We start from the raw sequence: 17,125 nt of genomic DNA on the forward strand, positions 1-17,125 counted from the left end.
ATTTATAAATATACAAAATAGGACAATGGGTGTACTATGTATGTGAATAAATTCGCATGAAGCGTAACCGATAAGAGATGGGGGAATTAAGATTCATGAAGACAAGAAACTGGAAACACCTTATGAAGCTGGTCGTGCTGACTGCGGCTGTCAGCGTGACAGCTGCCGGATGCGGTAGCGCAAATCAGGCAGGAAATGCCAAGAATGCAAATACAGGAGCTGCTGCAGCTGCACCTGCTGAGGCTGTTACGATATCGCTGGGACTGCTGCCATCCATCGATGCGATTCCTTTTATTATTGCCCATGAGCAGGGATTTGATCAGAAGCATCATGTGAACCTGGATATCCAGACCTTCAAGAGCGCGAAGGATCGAGATGTGGCTTTTCAGGCGGGTAAGGTAGATGGCCTCAGTGCGGATCTGGTGGCGATCTCGATCTATAATGAAGCAGGACTCGATGTGAAAATCACCAGCACGACCACAGGTGAATTCGACCTGCTGACCGGAAATGATGAAGTGAAAGAGGTAAAGGATCTGAAGGGGAAAACCGTAATCCTGTCCAAGAATACCTCGACCCAATATACCGCCGCCATGATGCTTAAGCAGGCAGGCCTGACAGAAGCCGATATTACCGTAACGGAAGTGCCGCAGATTCCAACGCGTCTGGAGCTGCTTAAGAATAATAAGGCGGATGCGGCAGTTTTGCCGGAGCCTTTTGTAACCATGGGCCGTACTGCCGGTCTGCGCGTTCTCAGCTCCACCCATAGTGCGGGGATCAATCCGTTTGTGCTGGCTTTTCCGCAGAGTGCCATTGATGCCAAGGGTCAGGGAATTCGCGATATGTACGCTGCTTATGATGAAGCAGTCGATTATATGAAGACACATGATCAATCGGAATATATCGACCTGATTATTAAGGAAGTGGGCTATCCCGATACGCTGAAGAATGAGATTAAGGTGCCGGAGTATCTGCCTGCGAACCAGGTGGATGTGAAGGAAGTGGAGGCTGCTTTTGCCTGGGCCCGTGAAAAAGGACTGCTGACCAAAACGCTATCGGCTGAAGATGTGATCTCCGATGTCCAGTTTAAAAAATAGCGGTCTCCGCATTCATCAGCTGCATGTAGCTTATCAGAACGGGCAGCTGGCTCTGGGTGAGATGAGCCTGACCCTGCCGGAGCACGGGATTTATACGGTGATCGGCCCCTCGGGCAGCGGCAAATCCACGCTGCTGCGGGCGATTGCCGGCCTGCTGCCCGGTTATGAGGGAGAGCTGCTCTTCAATGGCAGATCTGTCCATGAGAAGGAGACGCTGATCGGACTCGTGCCGCAGAATTATGGCCTGCTGCCCTGGAAGACGGTCAAGGGCAATATCCGGATTGCAATGCGGATTGCCCGTCCCGGCGGGGCGGGCCAGGATCGACGGGAGCAGGACCGGCAAATTATGCATTGGCTCGAAGCCATGGGGATCGCCCAGCTCGCCGGCCGGTTTCCGCTCTCGCTGAGCGGTGGTCAGCAGCAGCGCGTGGCCATTGCCCGTGCCTTTGCCATTCTGCCGACCCTTCTGCTGCTGGATGAGCCGTTCTCGGCGCTGGATGCCATTACGCGGGAAGGGCTGCAGCAGATTTTTATCGACAACTGGCAGGCGCATCCGGCGACCACACTGTTTGTTACCCACGATGTGGAGGAGGCGATTCTCCTGGGACAGAAGATTATCATCATGCTGCCCGGGCAGCATGAGCCGCCGGAGATTCTTGATAACGCCGCTATATTTGCCATGAAGCATTCCGAGAAGCGGGAGAGCGATGAATACTTCATGCAGTTCAAGAGAATCCGAAAGGTAATGATAGAGAAATGGTAAAACGACGGCATTTTATTCACCTGCTGCGCCTGCTGCTCGTTTTTGCCGGAATGAATGTTGTCTGGTATGTCGCTTATCTGCTCATGAATCACGCGATTCTGCCTAGCCCGTGTGCGGTCTATAAGGCAATGTTTCAGCTGGGGGCCCATGATGTGGCGCTGAATGTCGGCTACAGTCTGCTGCGGATCTTTGAAGGTGTGCTGCTGGCTCTGCTGCTAGGTCTGCTGGCCGGTCTGCTAATGGGCCGTTCTCCCTTCTGGAACCGGGTACTGGACCCGGTCGTCTATCTGACCTATCCGATTCCCAAAATTGCGCTCTTGCCGGTAGTCATGCTCTTCTTCGGCCTTGGAGAAACCTCCAAGGTGCTGATGATTATGCTGATTCTACTGTTCCAGGTCATTATCTCGGTACGTGATGGTGTGAAGGCTATCCCTGAGAGTACTTATGATGTCCTGACGAGTATTGGTGCCAGCACGATGCAGAAATTCTGGAATGTGACGCTTCCCGGCGCTTTATCGGTGATCCTCAGCACAATTCGCATATCGTTGGGTACAGCGATTTCCATACTCTTTTTCACTGAAATCTACGGTACGGAGCATGGCATGGGCTTCTTTATCATGGATGCCTGGCTGCGGCTGGACTACCCTGAGATGTACGCCGGAATTATGCTGTTCAGTCTGGTGGGGTTCGTGCTATTTCTGCTGGTGGATGTGCTGGATTACAGATTCATGAAGTGGCGGAGATAGCTGTTTAAGCGGGATGTGATACACCTAAGTTTCAAAAACTCAAAAAGAAATCGCCCTTTGGTAAGATGGAAAATCATCATCCATCCCAAGGGGCGATTTCTTTTATTTTATGGACCATATTTTCTTTCTAATAAAGATTATTTACCGAGCTGCTTGTCGACTTCCTTGACCGGATTCTCGCCGACATTCTCTTCGGTCTTGACACTGCTCAAGAACCAGCCTGTAGCCGCAATGATGATCAGAACTACATAGAAGGTCAGTTTCCACCAGGTGCTGTGTGCGAAGTCTTCGGACAATACACCCAGAGCAGGGTGGGCCAAGGTGATAACAGCGAGCTTAACCCCTACCCAGCCGACGATGAAGAAGGCAGCAACCTCAAGACCCGGACGGGTGTGAAGCAGCTTAACGAAGAAGGAAGCAGCGAACCGCATAATAACGAGACCAATGAAGCCGCCCGCGAAGATTACAAGGAACTGTCCGCCGTCGAGGCCGCCGATGTTGCGGATACCACTGGCAGGAAGAGCAACGGCCAAGGCTACGGCTGCGAGGATGGAGTCTACGGCAAAGGCAATATCTGCTACTTCGACCTTAAGTACGGTGAACCAGAAGCTGGCTTTCTTCTTATTTACAGCACCAGGGCTTCCGCTTTCAGCGGCGTCTTCCGTGACCGGCTTAGCGAATAACACTTTTCGGAAAATGTGATTCCCCGCGATAAATAACAGATATAGCGCACCGATGGCTTGTACCTGCCAGATGTCCACCAGGTAGGAGATGACGAACAGCGACCCGAACCGGAACACAAACGCTCCGGCCAATCCGTAGAATAACGCCTTCTTACGTTCCTCATCAGGAAGATGTTTAACCATAATCGCTAGTACAAGTGCGTTGTCTGCGGCAAGCAGCCCTTCCAGTGCTACGAGAACGAGCAATACCCATCCGTATTCTAATAATAATCCCCAATCCATTGCTGTTTCCTCCTCATGTGGTTTAGCTGCTTTTTTGAGTAAAAATACCCATGATACAACTATTGTAACCAAAACTATATAAAAAAGACCTTTACCAAACAGATTAGCCTTTGGAATAAAGGTAACCTGGTTGGTAAAGGTCTCGCTAACAAAAATTTATTGCCGATAAAACCGGAGAATATCCTCATATTCTCGTATTGACGATTTTATCTAACAGCTACTCCCCTTTACGGGATTATATGAAATTTTAGGTGATTCGTTTCTGGCTAAAAGTATCATATCCGAGTTGAGAGGCGTTGTCAATGCCTTTTGAGAACAAATATCAATAGAAAATGACAGGCCTGAAAACGGAAACATGATAAGTGTGAGTCATATAAGTTGACATATCATATGGCGAAACTGCAAACAAAAGGAAATAAAGGGCGAAATAAACGTTGGACTAATTGACGATCCCCGGTAATGAAAATATGATGAGACTAATTAAAGCGGCCAAGTAAAGGAAGTGTTAGTTAAAATGACATTAACCATACCAAAGGCCATTTGAACCGTCGCATAGGAAAAAAAGTAGATAGGCTTCGCTTACAAAACTTAAGCAGATGCTTCCGAAGCGAGTTTTACTGCGAAGTGGTTTCAAGGAGCAAATGCTCCGTAAAACTTTTAGGAGGTGGGAAATGATGCAGCCGTCATGTCTATCAAGTGAAGCGGAGGAGGAGATTAGCCGCCACCCTTGCTACAGCGAGGAGGCTCACCGGTTTTATGCCCGGATGCACATCCCGGTTGCTCCCGCCTGTAACATCCAGTGCAATTACTGTAACCGCAAGTTCGACTGTGTGAATGAGAGCAGGCCGGGCGTGGTTAGTGAGGTGCTTACTCCGGAGCAGGCGGAACGCAAGGTACGGGGAGTTGCGGCCCAACTGATGCAGCTCTCGGTAGTGGGTGTAGCCGGACCGGGAGATCCGTTGGCGAACCCGGAGCAGACCTTCGATACCTTCGCCCGGGTCAGGAAGCATGTGCCTGATGTCTCCCTCTGTCTCAGCACTAACGGACTCACGCTGTACCGGCATGTGGATGAGATTATGGAGCTGGGCATCCGCCATGTCACGATCACCATCAATGCTATCGACCCTGATGTCGGCCAGGCGATTTATCCCTGGGTGTTCGATGAAGGGGTCCGGTACGAAGGCAGAGAGGCAGCCGAGCTGCTGATCAGCCGTCAATTACTGGGACTTGAAATGCTGGCGAAGCTGGGGATTCTGGTTAAAGTGAATTCCATTATGATTCCGGGGGTTAACGATCATCATCTGACTGCAGTGTCAGCGCGGGTAAAAGAGCTCGGGGCTACGCTACACAATGTAACACCTCTTATTATCGCACCAGGCAGCCAGTATGAAGCGGATGGCCGCAAGGCGCCCCGTCCCAAAGAATTGCTTAATTTGCAGGAGCAGCTGGGCCGCGGGGGGATGAAGGTTATGCGTCACTGCCGGCAATGCCGGGCCGATGCGATCGGGCTGCTGGGCCAGGACCGCAATCCCGATTTCCCGCTCGAAGCGATGGAGGCTGAACCGGTCATTAATGAAGAAGCCCGGGCGATGTTTCAGAGTGAGCTGGACACCAAGATCCGCGAGCGAGTCTTAGCCAAACAGGCCAGACGCATTCAGGCCGGAGGGCCGAAGACACGGGTCGCGGTTGCCACCAGAGGCGGCGACAAGGTGAATCAGCATTTCGGTCATGCCACTGAGTTCCTGGTCTACGACACCGACGGAACGGATGTACAGCTTCTGGGTGTCCGCAAGATCCAAGCCTATTGCCATGGCAAGGCCGATTGTAACGGTGACAAAGCAGCTACACTGCAAGAAATTATATCGATTCTAAGTGACTGCCGCATTCTTCTCTGCTCCGGCATCGGAGAGGCCCCAAGGGCCAGCCTGAACAAAATCGGTGTCCTGCCTCTTGTCCGCAAAGGCGGCATTCAGGAAGCCATTCTCGAAAGCGTGAAGTACAGCTCTTATTTTGAAAATATAAACATTTCGAAGGGATGATGAACAATGAGACAAATAGCTTTCTACGGTAAAGGCGGTATCGGTAAATCGACAACTTCACAAAACACCCTGGCTCAGCTGGCCACCAAATTCGAACAAAGAGTCATGATCGTAGGCTGTGACCCGAAGGCGGATTCCACTCGTCTGATCCTGAATACCAAAGCCCAGAACTCCGTGCTGGAACTGGCGGCTGAGCTTGGCTCCGTAGAGGACCTGGAGCTTGAAGATGTGCTGCAGACAGGCTTCGGCGACATTATCAACGTAGAGTGCGGCGGACCGGAACCGGGGGTAGGCTGCGCAGGACGCGGGATTATCACTGCGATTAACTTCCTGGAGCAGGAGGGCGCCTATCAGGATCTGGATTTCGTCTCCTATGACGTACTGGGTGACGTGGTATGCGGCGGATTCGCCATGCCGATCCGTGAGGGCAAGGCCCAGGAGATCTATATCGTCTGCTCCGGCGAGATGATGGCGATGTACGCAGCGAACAATATCGCCCGCGGTATCCTGAAATATGCGACCAGCGGCGGTGTGAGACTCGGAGGCCTGATCTGTAACAGCCGGAATACAGACCGTGAGGATGAGCTGATTATGGAGCTGGCCCGCCGTCTGAACACACAGATGATTCACTTTGTTCCCCGCGACAACATCGTTCAGCATGCCGAGCTGCGCAGAATGACCGTAGCCCAATATAACCCTGAACACCAGCAGGCCAAAGAATATGAAATACTGGCCGAGAAAATCCTCAATAACAAAATGCTGACCATCCCTACCCCGATCTCGATGGAAGAGCTGGAAGAGCTGCTGATGGAATTCGGCATCATTGAAGATGAAGAAGCTGCGATCAAGAAGCTGCAGGCTTCCGGGCAATAAGCTCTGAGGCGAAGAGAAAAGGAGGGTCAAATCATGGGACTGAGTATTGAAGAGAATCAGAAGCTGGTTGAGGAGATTCTGGAAGCCTATCCCAAAAAGGCGCGGAAGGACCGCGAGAAGCATTTTCAGGTGGCGGATGAAAAGGCCATTGATTGCAGCACCTGTGCGGTGAAGTCCAATATCAAATCCCGTCCGGGTGTCATGACCCCGCGCGGCTGCGCCTATGCCGGCTCCAAAGGGGTGGTCTGGGGCCCAATCAAGGATATGGTCCATATCAGTCACGGGCCGGTGGGCTGCGGACAGTATAGCTGGGGCTCACGCCGTAATTTTGCGAATGGGACGCTTGGCATCGATAACTTTACGGCGATGCAGATTACCAGTGATTTTCAGGAGACGGATATCGTGTTCGGCGGGGATAAGAAGCTGGCCGTCATTATGCGTGAGATTACCGAGATGTTCCCGCTGGCAAAGGGGATCTCTGTCCAGTCGGAATGTCCGGTCGGCCTGATCGGCGATGATATCGAAGCGGTGTCGAAGAAGATGTCCAAGGAGCTTGCGATGCCGATTGTTCCGGTACGCTGCGAAGGCTTCCGCGGGGTCAGCCAGTCGCTGGGCCATCATATAGCGAACGATGCGATCCGTGACTTCGTGATGGGCCGTGCCGAGCTGGCGGAGACTGGTCCCTACGATGTGAATATCATCGGCGACTATAACATTGGCGGCGACGCCTGGGCCTCCCGCATTCTGCTGGAAGAGATGGGCCTGCGCGTTATTGCCCAGTGGTCCGGTGACGGCTCTCTGAACGAACTGGAGGTAGCCCACAAAGCGAAGCTGAACCTGATCCACTGCCACCGCTCCATGAACTATATGGTGGACCATATGGAGAAGGCCTACGGCATCCCATGGCTGGAATATAATTTCTTCGGGCCTACGAAGACATATGAGAGCCTGCGGGCGATTGCAGCACTTTTCGATGCTACGATTCAGGAGAATTGCGAGCAGATGATCGCCAGATACAAGCCGGTTATGGATGCAGTGATCCGCAAATACAGACCGCGTCTGGAAAATAAGACCGTCATGCTGATGATCGGGGGCCTGCGTTCCCGCCATACCATCGGAGCTTATGAAGATCTGGGGATGGATATCGTAGCCTCCGGTTATGAATTCGCCCACAAGGATGACTATGAGAAGATGCTCCCGATGCTTGCGGAAGGAACCATCGTCATGGATGATCCTACAGCTTACGAGCTGGAAGAAATTACGAAGAAGATGAACATTGATCTGGTAGGCTCAGGCGTGAAGGAGAAATATGTCTATCACAAAATGGGTGTGCCGTTCCGTCAGATGCATTCCTGGGATTATAGCGGCCCGTATCACGGCTTCGACGGCTTTAAGGTGTTTGCGAAGGATATGGATATGACTGTGAACAGCCCGGTATGGGATCTGGTAAGCAGACGAGGAACAATGGAGCCGAAGGAGGCGGGCGTATGAGCAGGGATGAACTGAACATTAAAGATAATACCAGCTTGTTCAAAGAAGAACGTTATGTGCAGCAGCGGGAGAACAAGAAGCAGTTCGAAGCGCCCTGCAGCGAGCAGGAGACCGCCGAAGCACTCGCTTATTCCAAGTCTGCCGAATATATGGAGAAGAATTTCAGCCGCCAGAATGTGGTGATCAATCCGCATAAAGCCTGCCAGCCGCTGGGTTCGGTCATGGCCGCACTCGGGTTCGAGAAGACGCTGCCGTTTGTACACGGGTCGCAGGGCTGCAACGCCTACTTCCGCAGCCATCTCAGCCGCCACTTCAAGGAGCCTACGCCGTCCGTGTCCACATCCATGACAGAGGATGCAGCCGTATTCGGCGGGATGAACAACCTGATTGACGGTCTGGAGAACAGTGTCGCCTTGTACAAACCGGAGATGGTTGCGATTTGTACCACCTGTATGGCTGAGGTCATCGGGGATGACCTGAACTCTTTTATCGGCAATGCCCGGATTAAAGGGGTAATCAGTGAGGAATATCCGGTAGCCTACTGCAACACCCCGAGCTTCGTCGGCTCACATATCACTGGCTACGATGCCATGATCAAGGGTATCCTGAGCTACCTCTACACCCGTTCGGGTATCGAGAGCAAGCCGGGAAGCGGGGCGGAGAGCGGAGAGAAGCTGAATGTGATGCTGGGCTTTGAGCCGTACACCGGCAACTTCGCAGAGCTGCGCAAGATTCTGGGAGCCTTCGATACCAAGTACACCATACTTGGAGACCATAGCGGGAACTACGATTCACCGGCAACCGGAGAGTATGAATACTACTACGGCGGCACGAAGCTGGCGGATGTTCCGCAGGCAGCCAATGCGCTTGCAACCCTGTCCCTGCAAAAGTATACGCTGAAGAAGACCCAGGAATATATCAGCGGTACCTGGAACCAGCAGCTGGCAGCGTTATCCACGCCGCTGGGCATTAAGGGCACAGATACTCTGCTGGCTACGATCAGTGAGCTGACCGGCCTCCCGGTTCCAGCAATGCTCACGGAAGAACGCGGCCGTGTCGTGGATGCACTGATGGACAGTCACCCTTACCTGCATGGCAAGCGGGTAGCGCTGGTAGGCGACCCCGATCTGCTTATTGGCCTGATCGGATTCTGCCTGGAGACCGGGATGGAGCCGGTGCATATTATCTGCTCGAATGGTGATGTGGACTTCAATGAAGTGAAGTTCAAGGATGAGGCCGAAGCGCTGCTGGCAGCAAGTCCGTATGGCACCGAAGCTACTGTGCATGTCGGCAAAGACCTGTGGCATATGCGCTCGCTGCTGCTGAATGACAAGGTGGATCTGGCGATTGGCAGCTCCCATCTGAAATTTGCCGCCAAGGATGCGGAGGTGCCGCTAGTGCGGGTCGGCTTCCCGATCTTCGACCGCCATCACATGCACCGTTATCCGATTATCGGATATCAGGGAACACTCAATCTGCTCAGCCTGATCGTGAACACGATTCTGCAGCAGCTTGATGATCATAACTCCGGCTTTAATTTTGAGCTGGTGCGCTAGAGCCGCTTGTCTTTAGCCATTATAAAAGGACTGGATTGCTAACCTGGCCTTCTCCTCCCCCCCGGAATATGCAGCAGCGGTTGTTGCGGCTGCACTTCATCCGGAAAGGGCGGCGAAGGGCCGGGATTCTTGCCATCATGGGCACCTGCCTCATCAGGAAGTACGCAAGATTCGTATGGAACACAAGCCTCTCAAGCGAAGGAGATGAAGAGCCGATGGACCCTTTACGGCAAGATGAATTTGATTCCCAGGCTTGCGGGAGCATAGCGCCTAAGGCGAAGCCCTGTCCAAGGCCCAAGCCGGGCGAAGCTGCTGGAGGCTGCTCCTTCGACGGAGCCCAGATCACGCTGCTGCCGATTATGGATGCTGCGCATCTGGTTCATGGACCGATTGCCTGCGCCGGAAACAGCTGGGAGAGCAGAGGCACGTTATCCAGCGGCCCCTCCCTGTCCCAATACGGCTTCGCTACGGATCTTACGGATTCTGATATTATTTTTGGCGGCGAGAAGAAATTGAAGGACAGCATTGATTATATTGCCGGGCGCTTTGCGCCTCCGGCAATATTTGTATATTCAACCTGCGTGACCGCGCTAATCGGCGAAGATATGGATGCGGTCTGCAAAGAGGCGGCGGACCGGCTCGGGATTCCTGTGATCCCGGTGAACAGCCCCGGCTTCGTCGGGAGCAAGAATCTCGGGAACCGGCTGGCGGGGGATGCGCTGCTGCAGTATGTCATCGGGACGGGAGAGCCGGAGCCGGAGACGGATCTCGGGGTTAATCTGATCGGGGAGTACAATATTGCCGGTGAGATGTGGGATATTGAGAAGCTGATGAACAGCGCCGGGATCGCCGTAACCTCACGGATTACGGGGGATGCCCGCTATAAGGAGATTACGTGGGCGCACCGGGCGAGAGTGAATATGGTGGTCTGCAGCCGGGCGCTGCTCGGCCTTGCCAAGGAGATGGAGTCAAGATACGGCATCCCGTATTTCGAAGGCTCGTTCTATGGTGCGAAGGAGACGACCTACTCACTGCGCCAGATGGCCTATCTGATGAATGACCGGGAGATGGAGCGGCGTGTGGACCGGCTCACCGAGCGGGAGGAAGCCAGGTTAAGCCAGGAGCTGCGGCCTTACCGCAAGCTGCTGAGGGGGAAGCGGGCTGTGCTCTATACGGGCGGGGTCAAAAGCTGGTCTGTCATCTCGGCCCTGAAGGAGCTGGGCGTTCAGGTCGTCGGGGTAGGCACGAACAAAAGCACGGAGGATGATGTGCGGCGGATTGCCGACCGCGTGGGCGATGATACGGAATACATTCCCGAGGGCGGGGCCAGCCGGATTATCAAGACGGTAAGAGAGCGCAAGGCGGATATTATGATTGCCGGCGGCCGCAATATGTATGTGGCGATGAAAGAGCAGATTCCCTTCATTGATATTAATCAGGAGCGCCACAAAGCGTATGCCGGATATGAAGGGCTGCTGCGGCTGGCCAAAGAGCTGACCTATTCACTTGCGAACCCGATCTGGAAGCTGGCGGCAAGCCCTGCTCCCTGGGATAAGGAGGCGCCACCCTATGACCGTTAACCGGAGAAAAAAGCCCGCATCGGTTAACCCGATGAAGATCGGGCAGTCGCTGGGTGCCGTACTGGCCTTGCAGGGCTGCTATCGGGCCATGCCGCTGATTCACGGCTCCCAGGGCTGCTCCGCTTTTCCGAAGGCGCTCCTGACCCGTCATTTCCGGGAACCGATTGCTGTGCAGACCTCGGCGCTGCAGGAGATGGATGTCATCTTCGATGCCAACCGCAATCTGGAGGAGGCGCTGAATCTGGTGCTGAGCAAGCACCGCCCGGATATTATCGGCATCATTGGGACGGAATTGACGGATGTAGCCGGTGTGGATTATCAGAACATGCTTAAGACGTATAAAAGAGAGCGGAATATGCGCGGAGGTCTCGCCTTCTCCGTGGTGCTGCCTGATTTTCGCGGATCGCTGGAATCGGGCTTCAGCTCTACGGTGGAGTCTATGATTGACGAGATGATCCAGCAGGTAGGACACCGGGGGCAAAGAAGCGTGAATACCCGGCAGATTACGCTGCTGCCGGGCTCGTTCTTAACCCCGGCCGATGTGATGGAGCTGAAGGAGATCATCTCCTCCTTCGGCTTCGAGGTGATTGCGCTGCCGGATATCTCGACCTCCTTGTCCGGCCATCTGCTTACCGGCTTCTCGCCGCTGACGCGCGGCGGGGTTCCGCTGGACTCTATGCTCCAGAGCCTGCAGTCCGGGCTGACGATTGCCGTGGGCGGCAGCATGGAGCGTCCGGCCAGACGGCTGCACAATGCCATAGGCACCCCGTATAAGGTATTCGAGGGGGCGATGGGGCTTAAAGCAACCGATGAACTGCTGCATTTCCTGCATCAGATCAGCGGGGAGCCGGTGCCGCTGCGGTATTGCTGGCAGCGGGAGAATCTGCTCGACAGCATGCTGGACGCGCATTTTCAATTTGCCGGAATGTCGGTTGTTGCCGCACTGGAACCGGATCATCTGCATTCGGTCTCGGGATGGCTGGAGGAGCTGGGCGTAGAGCAGAGGGCGCTGATCACTTCGTTCGAGACCCCGCTCATTGCGGGAATGGAGCGCGAGGTGTGGGTGGGTGATTTGGATGATGCCGAGGTGCTGGGCAAGGGGGCGGATCTCTGGATCAGCAATTCCCACGGGATTGCCGGGGCACAGCGGACGGGTGCCGCTTTCATGCCGGCCGGGTTCCCGGTCTGGAATGAGCTTGGCGCTTACATGTCCGTCTCGGCCGGGTACCGGGGAGCCATGGAATGGAGTAATAAAGCAGGGAATCTGTTAATGCAAAGGGAGGCAGGCAGCCGTGAAAGTAGCGTTCGCCACAGATGATGGAAGCCGTGTGAATGCGCATTTCGGACAGAGTCCGATGTTCGCTGTATATAATGTAACGAAAGCCGGGGCCGAGCTGGTGGAACTGCGCAGACTGTCTGCCGTACCGAACCAGGATGAAGCTGGCAAAATCGAAAGCCGCCTGGATTCTGTAGGCGACTGTACTCTGATCTTCATCATGCAGATCGGCGCATCGGCCGCTGCACGGGTAACTCGCCGGAAGATTATGCCGGTGAAGGTTCCGCTGGGCAGCCCTATCGAGGAGCAACTGAAGCGGCTGGTCGAGATGCTTCAGGGCAAGCCGCCGATGTGGCTGGCCAAGGTACTGCGGGCAGAGGAAGCGGAAGAGAATGAAGGAGGAGAAGCGGATGGAACCCATGGCTAATGAGAGTGCGGCGCTGCAGGGTATGGTGATTCCGGGAGCTGCGGCGGCAAGGCAGCGCAGTCCCAGAGTACGCAAGGAGCTGAACCCGGAGACCGCAGATGCCCTGATCCGACGTCTGTGTCATCTGCTGGATGCCGGAGACTTTTTCGGACGTAACAGCAGCCTTCCTCCGCTGGAGAAGATCGCGAAGCTGTTCCTGGCATCGGCCGGGGATAAGGATCAATCGGAATTCAATTGTGCGGTGTCGCCCAAGGTCCGCCAGCAGGTGCCACTGCTGTTCCAGGCCATGGCAGGCGTTATGGAGGAGAGATGCGGCCTTATGATTCAGAGTACAGCAGAGATTAACGGTGAGGGCTTCGGCCGGGGGCTGCTCTACAGCGGCAGAGTCATTGTGGTGCTTAAGAGCCTGAGGGCCGGCTTTCCCTTCCCGTTCACTTCGGCTGAGAAGACGATTTCGTACGGGGTGGAGTGTATTGAAGAAGGAATGGCTTTTCTGGAGAAATATACGGAGATGACTTCAGTGCACGGCCTGCTTAGCCTGGAGGGCTAGGGAGTATACGAATTCAGTCACAGGGGGAGTCAGGAATGGAGCAGCTTGCCGGAGGTTTGGAGCTGGAACGGTACACCCGGCAGCTGAAGCTGCTCGGAGAAGACGGGCAGAAGGCGCTGAAGGAAGCGACAGTTATGGTGGCCGGAATCGGCGGGCTTGGCGGAACGGCTGCCCTCTATTTGGCGGCGGCTGGCGTGGGCCGGCTTATTCTGGCTCATGAGGGGGTGATTGTGGCCCCGGATCTGAACCGGCAGATTCTGATGGACAGTGAGCATCTGGGCCAGGAGCGGATGAGTACGGCGATTGCCCGGCTGAAGCAGCTGAATCCGCATGTTGAGATTGAAGGCTATAATTCCAGAATTGAATATCCTGCGGCATGGCCTTGGGTAGAAGCAGCCGATATTGTCATCGATGCCCGCTACGACTTCCCGGAGCGTTATGCGCTGAACCGGCTGTGTGTGGATACGAATACACCGATGGTGGAGGCAGCCATGTATGGCTTTGAAATATCGCTCACTACAGTGATTCCCGGACTTACGCCTTGCCTCGAATGCCTGTATCCTGAGTTGCCGCCGCAGTGGGAGCCGCTCGGTTTCCCGGTGCTGGGCGCCACCTCCGGGATTGCCGGTTGTCTGGCAGCGCTGGAGGCCGTAAAATGGATTACAGGGGTAGGGACAACTTACGCGGGCGTAATGCATCGCTTCAGCTCACTCGACTTCGCCTGTTATAGCGTCCGTATTGCCCGTAATCCGAATTGCGCTTGCTGCGGAGAGGGAGGTAAACCGTGAAACGTCTCAAGCTATGTGACACGACACTCAGGGATGGTGAACAGGCGGCTGGAGTTTCATTCACGAGGGCGGAAAAGCTGGAAATCGCAAAGTTGCTGTCGGAGAGCGGAGTAGAGCAGGCAGAGGTAGGCATTCCTGCCATGGGCAAGCGGGAGCAGGAGGATATTGCCGCTGTTGCTGAGCTGGGATTGCCCATGAAGCTAATGACATGGAACCGCTCGGTCCCCGCGGATATTGACAAGGCCAAGGCTACCGGCGTGAACTGGAGCCATATCTCCATTCCAGTGTCGGAGATTCAGCTGCAGGGCAAGCTGGGGCTGACGCCCCGGGAAGGTCTGAACAAGCTGCTGCGTACCGTGGAGTACGGGCTGAGGCAGGGCATGACCGTATCGGCAGGCATGGAGGATTCCTCCAGAGCGGAGTTGAGCTTCCTGATTGAATTGGTGAATACCTTATACAAGGAAGGCATCCGCAGGTTCAGGTATGCAGATACCGTCTCGGCCCATCATCCGGGCCAGATGGCAGAGCGGGTAAGCCGGCTGCTGGGAGAAGTGCCTGTGGATGTGGAGCTGGAGGTGCACTGCCATAATGACTTCGGGCTGGCCTGCGCGAACACACTCAGCGGCATAGCGGCCGGAGCGGTGTGGGCCAGTACGACGGTGGCCGGGATCGGCGAGAGGACCGGCAATGCGGCCATGGAGGAAGTTGCCATGGCCTGGCGCTATTTGTACGGCGGGGAATGTGCGGTCCGGCTGGAGGGGCTCCAGGGCCTCGCGGACAAGGTCATTGCCGCATCCGGCCGCAGTGTCGGTGATGCGAAGCCGGTCGTAGGGCAGCTCGCCTTCACCCATGAATCCGGGATTCATGTGGACGGGCTGATGAAGGAGCAGGAGACGTATCAGTTCTTCGATCCGGCGGTGGTTGGACGGGCGCACCGCTTCGTGCTGGGCAAGCATTCCGGCAGCGGCGGCGTGGCTCATGTGCTGGAGCAGCTGGGACTTGCGGTCAGCGCCGAGACGGCCGGCCGTCTGCTGGAGAGGGTCCGGGCCTACGCTGAGGCCCGCAAGGGCACTGTGCCGGAAGTCATGCTCCTGCAGTGGCTGATGGAAGAGCAGCAGCGCGCGCAGAACGCGGTATAATATATTTTTAAATATGCGGATGCTTAAGCTGGGCTGTCCTCCATGTGGAGTGCGGCGCAGCTTTTTTTGGAATACAACGGCTGATGATATCCTGGTCTGGCAGGGTGCCCGGGAGAATAGACTCCACTTTGACGGAGGATTTTGTTACAATTTGAGCAGGCTGTAAATAGGCAGAGCGTATGTGAGAAGGGAAGGCATCACTTTGAAGAAAACGGTATTTTTCGATATTGACGGTACGATCTATGATGAAGACAAGAATATTCCGGCTTCCACCAGAGAAGCAATAGCGGAGCTGAAGAGACGCGGGCACCATGTAGCGATTGCTACCGGAAGAGCGGATTATATGTTCGAGGGGCTGCGCGAGGAGCTGGGGATTGACTCGTATGTCTCGCTGAACGGGCAGTATGTGGTCTATGAAGGGAAGCCAGTGTACAAGAACCCGATTGCGACCAGCGTGCTGGAGGAGCTGACCTTGTTCGCGGAGAAGCTGGATCACCCTGTTGCGTATACAGATACGGCGGGCATGAGAGTGAATGTGGCCGATCATGAGTACATCAATACGAGCGTCGGTTCGCTGAAGCTGGTATTTCCAACGCATGATGCGGGATATTTTCTGAAGAATGACATTTACCAGGCGATGATCTTCTGTCCGCAGGAGAGTCAGGTGGTCTACGCCGGGCGGTACCCGGAGCTGAATTTCATCCGCTGGCACCCGCTGTGTATGGATGTGCTGCCCGGCAACGGCTCCAAAGCGAACGGGATCGCGGAGATGCTGAAGGTGATCGGGGTGGAGAAGGAAGAGGTCTATGCTTTTGGCGATGGCCTGAATGATGTGGAGATGCTGGGGTATGTCGGGTATGGCATTGCCATGGGCAACGGCGAGACGGCAGCGAAGGCGGCCGCCTCCTTCATTACGAAGTCTGTCCGTGAGGACGGCATCTATGAAGGCTTGAAGATGGTCGGGCTGCTGTAGGCAGGAGAACTCGGTTGCTATGTCTCATTTCATTGAACTCTCGAAGAGGATATTTTTACCTCCAGGGGCGTTGCCCGGAGCAGTAAAGCTTAGACGAGTATTCGGTTGCAGTTTATGCAATCGAATACTTTTTTTGCATTTTGAACGGGTTCCATTGCACTCCATACAGCAGAAGTAGACGAACTGTGATCAAATATGATCACTGGGGCAATCGCAGGCCGGTTTACCCAAAATAAATATATGCCTACGGGATAAATGTCCATGCCCCTCTTGGGTGTATGGAGTAGGATACATAGAGTCTATAGGAGGTGAGGGATATGGGGAGTATGGAACAAAAGAGGAAAAAACGGAGTTGCACAGAGGAACATGCAGGATGCCCTCTGCCAAGAGCGAAACGTCCCGCGAGAAAACGGAAGGACAACAAATGCAACTGCAAGAAGATTATTGTCAAAAAGCAAATTGTCCGCGTTAATATTCCATTAGGTGCTTTGGGAGCAGCAGGAGCAGCAGGAGCCTTGGAGGCGGCTGGAGCAGTAGAAGCCTTGGGAGCAGCGGGGGCAGCGGGAGCCGCCGGAGCGCTGGGAGCGGCCGGAGCAGCGGGAGCCTTGGGAGCAGCGGGAGCGCTGGGAGCGGCCGGAGCAGCGGGAGCACTGGGAGCAGCAGGAGCAGGCGGAGCGGCCGGAGCAGCAGGTGCCCGTGGAGCCGCCGGGGCTGCAGGGCTTCTGGGGGCAGCCGGAGCAGCAGGAGCGCTGGGAGCAGCAGGAGCACAAGGCGCACTGGGAGCAGCGGGCACAGCCGGAGCGTTAGGGGCCGCCGGGGCGCTAGGCGGCATCGGTCCGGCAGGCCCGGCGGGGCCTGCCGGGGC

General features: G+C 55.1%; 16 protein-coding genes. 15 read left to right on the plus strand and 1 reads right to left on the minus strand.

What is annotated here, in order from left to right:
- Positions 1-95: 95 nt before the first annotated feature.
- From C162_RS17060 to C162_RS17070, 3 genes are read left to right on the plus strand one after another with little or no spacing between them, the layout of a single operon-like run.
- Positions 96-1,094 (plus strand): ABC transporter substrate-binding protein, encoded by a 999-nt coding sequence (locus C162_RS17060; protein ID WP_036695727.1) that lies wholly within the window; start codon positions 96-98, stop codon positions 1,092-1,094.
- The gene (locus tag C162_RS17065) at positions 1,075-1,857 is read left to right on the plus strand and encodes an ABC transporter ATP-binding protein (protein WP_036695729.1); all 783 of its coding nucleotides are present in this window, start codon (positions 1,075-1,077) and stop codon (positions 1,855-1,857) included. Before C162_RS17060 ends, C162_RS17065 begins: the two co-directional genes overlap by 20 nt.
- Positions 1,851-2,603: an ABC transporter permease gene (locus tag C162_RS17070; protein WP_036695734.1), complete on the plus strand. Its 753-nt coding sequence runs from the start codon at positions 1,851-1,853 to the stop codon at positions 2,601-2,603. Before C162_RS17065 ends, C162_RS17070 begins: the two co-directional genes overlap by 7 nt.
- A gap of 137 nt (positions 2,604-2,740) precedes the next feature.
- Here the strand turns inward: C162_RS17070 and C162_RS17075 are convergent, their stop codons facing one another.
- A complete protein-coding gene (locus tag C162_RS17075; RefSeq protein WP_036695740.1) occupies positions 2,741-3,568 on the minus strand; it encodes a TerC family protein in 828 nt (275 codons plus the stop codon).
- Between the two features lie 671 nt (positions 3,569-4,239).
- Between C162_RS17075 and nifB the strand changes: the two genes are divergently transcribed.
- From nifB to C162_RS35990, 12 genes are all read left to right on the plus strand, one after another.
- Positions 4,240-5,607, plus strand: a complete 1,368-nt coding sequence (gene nifB / locus C162_RS17080) for a nitrogenase cofactor biosynthesis protein NifB (protein ID WP_036695742.1) — start codon at positions 4,240-4,242, stop codon at positions 5,605-5,607.
- Positions 5,608-5,613: 6 nt separating this feature from the next.
- On the plus strand, positions 5,614-6,480 hold the full coding sequence (gene nifH, locus C162_RS17085; RefSeq protein ID WP_036695744.1) for a nitrogenase iron protein: 867 nt from the start codon (positions 5,614-5,616) through the stop codon (positions 6,478-6,480).
- 33 nt (positions 6,481-6,513) lie between these two features.
- Positions 6,514-7,971 carry a nitrogenase molybdenum-iron protein alpha chain gene (gene nifD / locus C162_RS17090; RefSeq protein WP_036695747.1) on the plus strand — a complete coding sequence of 486 codons (1,458 nt, stop codon included), beginning with the start codon at positions 6,514-6,516 and terminating at the stop codon, positions 7,969-7,971.
- Positions 7,968-9,527, plus strand: coding sequence for a nitrogenase molybdenum-iron protein subunit beta (gene nifK / locus C162_RS17095; protein WP_036695752.1), 1,560 nt, complete (start codon positions 7,968-7,970; stop codon positions 9,525-9,527). The genes nifD and nifK overlap by 4 nt, the downstream gene beginning before the upstream one ends.
- A gap of 215 nt (positions 9,528-9,742) precedes the next feature.
- Positions 9,743-11,107, plus strand: coding sequence for a nitrogenase iron-molybdenum cofactor biosynthesis protein NifE (gene nifE, locus C162_RS17100; protein WP_036695754.1), 1,365 nt, complete (start codon positions 9,743-9,745; stop codon positions 11,105-11,107).
- Positions 11,097-12,425: a nitrogenase iron-molybdenum cofactor biosynthesis protein NifN gene (gene nifN, locus C162_RS17105; RefSeq protein WP_036695756.1), complete on the plus strand. Its 1,329-nt coding sequence runs from the start codon at positions 11,097-11,099 to the stop codon at positions 12,423-12,425. Before nifE ends, nifN begins: the two co-directional genes overlap by 11 nt.
- Positions 12,400-12,810: a nitrogen fixation protein NifX gene (nifX, locus tag C162_RS17110; protein WP_036695758.1), complete on the plus strand. Its 411-nt coding sequence runs from the start codon at positions 12,400-12,402 to the stop codon at positions 12,808-12,810. Before nifN ends, nifX begins: the two co-directional genes overlap by 26 nt.
- Positions 12,794-13,360, plus strand: coding sequence for a DUF269 domain-containing protein (locus C162_RS17115; RefSeq protein WP_036695761.1), 567 nt, complete (start codon positions 12,794-12,796; stop codon positions 13,358-13,360). The genes nifX and C162_RS17115 overlap by 17 nt, the downstream gene beginning before the upstream one ends.
- Before the next feature lie 35 nt (positions 13,361-13,395).
- A complete protein-coding gene (locus tag C162_RS17120; RefSeq protein ID WP_036695772.1) occupies positions 13,396-14,148 on the plus strand; it encodes a HesA/MoeB/ThiF family protein in 753 nt (250 codons plus the stop codon).
- Positions 14,145-15,287, plus strand: coding sequence for a homocitrate synthase/isopropylmalate synthase family protein (locus tag C162_RS17125; protein WP_036695774.1), 1,143 nt, complete (start codon positions 14,145-14,147; stop codon positions 15,285-15,287). Before C162_RS17120 ends, C162_RS17125 begins: the two co-directional genes overlap by 4 nt.
- 202 nt (positions 15,288-15,489) lie before the next feature.
- Positions 15,490-16,260 carry a Cof-type HAD-IIB family hydrolase gene (locus C162_RS17130; RefSeq protein WP_036695776.1) on the plus strand — a complete coding sequence of 257 codons (771 nt, stop codon included), beginning with the start codon at positions 15,490-15,492 and terminating at the stop codon, positions 16,258-16,260.
- A 515-nt stretch (positions 16,261-16,775) separates the two neighbouring features.
- Positions 16,776-17,125: hypothetical protein (locus tag C162_RS35990; RefSeq protein WP_200869213.1), on the plus strand; the 350-nt coding region annotated here is incomplete at its 3' end.

The sequence above is a fragment of the Paenibacillus sp. FSL R7-269 genome, assembly GCF_000517865.1.
Taxonomy (GTDB): Bacteria; Bacillota; Bacilli; order Paenibacillales; family Paenibacillaceae; genus Paenibacillus_AQ.